The sequence below is a fragment of the Nocardia sp. NPDC004722 genome (genome assembly GCF_053601505.1).
Map to the genome: position 1 here is coordinate 1 of NZ_JBSGBY010000824.1, position 2,948 is coordinate 2,948.

The window sequence follows — 2,948 nt, forward strand, 5'->3', positions numbered from 1 at the left end:
CGCGGCGGCGGGCGGCGTGGATGCGGGGGAAGAAGTACTTGATCCCGTCGGGTGTCACCCGGTTCATGGCCGACATCGTCCGGCACCGGCGCTCGGCGGCATCGCGGTAAGCGACCGCCGCGCCGAGGATCTCGCGATCCGCGCCGATCTTGTCGGCGATGTCCTCCATGGCTGTCTCCACCGCTGCGGCCAGCTCGGCCTTCGACTCGCCGGCGATCGGGACGACCCGCTCGAGCACCACCCGCTCGGGCAGCTTGTCGCCGGCATCGGCGAGCGCCACGGCGCGCACGGTGCCGCGCTCGGTGGCTACACCGATGGTCACCGCGGAACGAACAAGACTCGAAGAAACCACAATCAGCCTTCCAAGGTCATGCCGACAATGTTTCGATTCCCGGGACGTACGGCCGATTCACCGGCCCACCCGCTCAGCAGAGATGCGCAGCTGGGAAGCAGCTGCGATGGGTGTTCGGTGCCGACGGCGGCGTGGATGGGTCGGAATCGGTGACACACGAAGTACCGCAGCGTGTCATGCGCGTGTCGCTACCCGTAGGCTGTTGTGCGTGGAAGCGCGCACGGGAGCCAGGTCGACTCGACGACCGGACCCTGCGTTGGAGCTGCAGGACGACCCCCAGGAGCTGATGCCCCGTCGCCGCCCGACGCAGGAACGATCGAAACGAAAGTTCGACGCTCTGTTGCACGCCTCCCGGGTATTGCTCGTCGAGGTCGGGTTCGAATCGTTCACCTGTGAAGAGGTGGCGGCCCGCGCGGAGGTGCCGATCGGCACGCTGTACCAGTTCTTCGCCAACAAGTACGTCATCGTCTGCGAGCTGAATCGCCAAGACCTGGTGGCGGTTTCACAGGAGCTGGCGGATTTCCACGGCGAGATCCCGTCCATGGACTGGCTGCGGCACATGACCCAGCTGGTCGATCACCTCGCGGATCTGTGGATGACCGACCCGTCCCGGCGCGAGGTGTGGCTGGCCATGCAGTCCACGCCGTCCACGCGGGCGACCGGCGCGATCCACGAAAAGGAGTTCGCCGAAGCGGTTTCGCAGATGCTGCGCCCGCTCATGCCGCGCACCCCCCGCGGCCGCCGCACCATGATGGCGCAGGTGCTGGTGCACGTCGTCTACTCGATGCTGAATTTCTCGGTGCAGGACGGCCTGAGCCATGAGGACGCCGTCGCCGAACTCAAGCGCCTCATGGTGGCGTATCTGCTGATCGCGGAGAAGGAATCGCGCTCGGGCGGGCAGCGCACCACCTTCGATCCGGATTAGCTCTTTCCTCGGGAACGACTCAGTCGCGGATCAGGTCGGCTAGTTCGCCCGGATCTTCCAGCACCACCATCGCCGCCGCCGTATCGCCATCGTGGGTGAGCGACAGGTGAACTCGCACCCGGGGCAGGAATTCCGCTGCCAGGCCGTGCAATTTGATGCTGGGCCGGCCCCAGGCGTCGTTCACGACCTCGATGAGCGGGTACGGGTTGTCGCCGATCTGCGGGCTGCGCGCGAAGCGAGAGGTGGCCCACGCCTTGATGACCGCCTCCTTCGCCGCCCAGCGGATGGCGTAGCTCCGCGCCGGATCGGTGCCCTTGCTTTGGCAGTAGCGCCGTTCTCCAGCGGTGAAACTTTCCCGGAGCATGGTGGTTCCGGTGCGTTCCATTTGTTCGGCGAACTCGGAAATGGTGACCAAGTCCAGGCCGATACCCAGGATCGTCACAGTGCGGGACTCCTAGATTCCTCGTGAGATGCAGTCGAATTGGCTGCGAACATACCAGCGAACCTACGGAACCGTAGGCGCGCACATGGGAACGGCGGGCTCGCGCCCGCGCTCGGTGAGGAGCGCGGGACGCGAGCCCGCCGTGTCTGACCTGCCGGGGGCTACTCGTTACCGGCAGGCCCGTTCATCACTGGCAGGCCGGGCCTTTCGGCACTGCCACGTAGACCGCGTCCGCGCCCAGGCGCGCCTGCTGCGAGAGCAGCATGTCGGCCTCGAGCTGACGTGACTTCTTGGCCGGGGTGCCGTCGCCGCCGAGGCGGCGGTCGGCGGGCCGCTCGTAGAGCGGGGCCCCGCCGCACATGGCCTCGGCGAAGCGCTGGCGACCGGCGAGCTGACGCTGTTCGGCCTTGCGCTGGTACGCCTCCCGCTTGTCCGCGTCGGCGATGGCCTCGACGAACGCCTGCGGGTGCACGATGGCGACCAGGCCGGACACGTGACCGAAGCCGAGCGAGGTGACCAGACCGGCCTTGAGCGGGAAGCGATCTCCCACCGTCAGCGCCTCGCGCAGCCACACCAGGTGCGGGTACGCCTGCATCTTCTCGTCCACGCAGTCGAGGCTGCGGTTGGGCGGGATGACGCCGGACTCGAGCACCTGGCACAGGCCGATCATCTGGAAGGCCGCCGCGCCGCCCTTCGCGTGACCGGTGAGGGTCTTCTGCGAGATGACGAACAGCGGAGCGCCTGCCGAGCGGCCGATGGAGTCGGCCAGGCGTTCGTGCAGCTCGGACTCGTTGGGATCGTTTGCGGCCGTGGAGGTGTCGTGCTTGGACACCACCGCGATCTCGTCCGGGCCGACGCCGAGCTTGCCGAGCTCCTTGGCCAGCTTGGACTCCGGGCCACCGCGACCGGCGCCCAGCGCACCCAGGCCGGGGGCCGGGATGGAGGTGTGCACGCCGTCGGCGAAGGACTGCGCGAAGGCGACGACACCCAGCACCGGCAGACCCATTTCCAGGGCGACCGAGCCGCGGGCCAGCAGAACCGTTCCGCCGCCCATGGATTCGACGAACCCGCCGCGGCGGCGGTCGTTGGCCCGGGAGAAGTAACGGTCGCTGATGCCCTTGGCGGACATGGCGGCCGAGTCGGCGGTGGCGGACACCGCCAGATCGGGGGCGTAGGTGGGCGAGCCGAGCTGGTCGTTCACGACGGTGAGGGTGTCGCGTTCGCGTTCC

The 2,948-nt window shown here is 68.0% G+C and carries 3 protein-coding genes and 1 pseudogene; 1 reads left to right on the forward strand and 3 read right to left on the reverse strand.

Features of this window, described 5'->3' with window-relative positions; translation table 11 throughout:
• The coding region (locus tag ACWELQ_RS42535) for a hypothetical protein (RefSeq protein ID WP_452402653.1) at positions 1–322 on the reverse strand (322 nt) is incomplete at its 3' end.
• Positions 323–638: 316 nt separating this feature from the next.
• Between ACWELQ_RS42535 and ACWELQ_RS42540 the strand changes: the two genes are divergently transcribed.
• Entirely contained in the window at positions 639–1,277 is a 639-nt protein-coding gene (locus ACWELQ_RS42540) for a TetR family transcriptional regulator (protein ID WP_379358314.1), read from the forward strand.
• A gap of 19 nt (positions 1,278–1,296) precedes the next feature.
• Here ACWELQ_RS42540 and acpS read toward each other — a convergent pair whose 3' ends face one another.
• Together acpS and ACWELQ_RS42550 are read right to left on the reverse strand one after the other, a co-directional pair.
• Positions 1,297–1,719: a holo-ACP synthase AcpS gene (gene acpS, locus ACWELQ_RS42545; protein WP_379357645.1), complete on the reverse strand. Its 423-nt coding sequence runs from the start codon at positions 1,717–1,719 to the stop codon at positions 1,297–1,299.
• A gap of 187 nt (positions 1,720–1,906) precedes the next feature.
• Positions 1,907–2,948: pseudogene (locus ACWELQ_RS42550) on the reverse strand (3-oxoacyl-ACP synthase); the annotation flags it as partial.

Excerpts from the sequence above, each read along its gene's own strand:
- ACWELQ_RS42540 (WP_379358314.1), top strand. The coding sequence starts at position 639 with ATGCCCCGTCGCCGCCCGACGCAGGAACGATCGAAACGAAAGTTCGAC.